This window comes from Aphanothece microscopica RSMan92 (assembly GCF_046613545.2).
GTDB lineage: Bacteria > Cyanobacteriota > Cyanobacteriia > PCC-6307 > Cyanobiaceae > NIES-981.
In genome coordinates, this window is sequence record NZ_JBKKKY020000409.1 from 1 (window position 1) to 531 (window position 531).

Genomic DNA, 531 nt, shown 5'->3' on the forward strand with positions numbered 1-531 from the left:
TGGTACCAGCCCATGGGTTGGGAAAGGCGAGGTGCACAAACATGCCTGAGCGATACACGCCGGAAGCATTGCATTAAGTATTTTGGGCGCATGCCTTGCATCCGGTCGCGGCCCCGCTGGGGCTGGGTATTCCTGTTGGCAGGAAGGGCGCGTGCATGCTCGGAAACATTACATTGCGCGGCAAGATCGCCGCATTGGTCGGGTTGTCGCTGGCGGGTATTGTCGGCCTGTCGGCCTTTTCCAGCTGGTCGGTCTCAAGCCTTGACCGTTCCGCCGCCCAGGCGCTGGCGATCCGGCAGGCGGCGGTGAACTTCGCCGTCGGCGATATGATGCATGACGCCCTCTACTCCAATGTTCTGAAAGCGCTTTTGTCGGCCAATGGCGTCCTGACCGATGTGGATGGCGACGCGCTGCGCGCCGACACGGCCGAGAAGGCGGAGCTGTTCCGCAAGATGCTCGCCGAGAACGAGGCGCTGCCGCTTCCAGCAGACGTCGCCGATCCGTTGAAGCAGTCGGAAGGTCCGCTGGAGG

At 62.7% G+C, this 531-nt stretch carries 1 protein-coding gene; it reads left to right on the forward strand.

Features of this window, described 5'->3' with window-relative positions:
* Positions 1-95: 95 nt before the first annotated feature.
* A partial coding sequence (locus tag ACLD7X_RS18275; RefSeq protein ID WP_411425108.1) for a hypothetical protein occupies positions 96-531 on the forward strand: 436 nt, incomplete at its 3' end.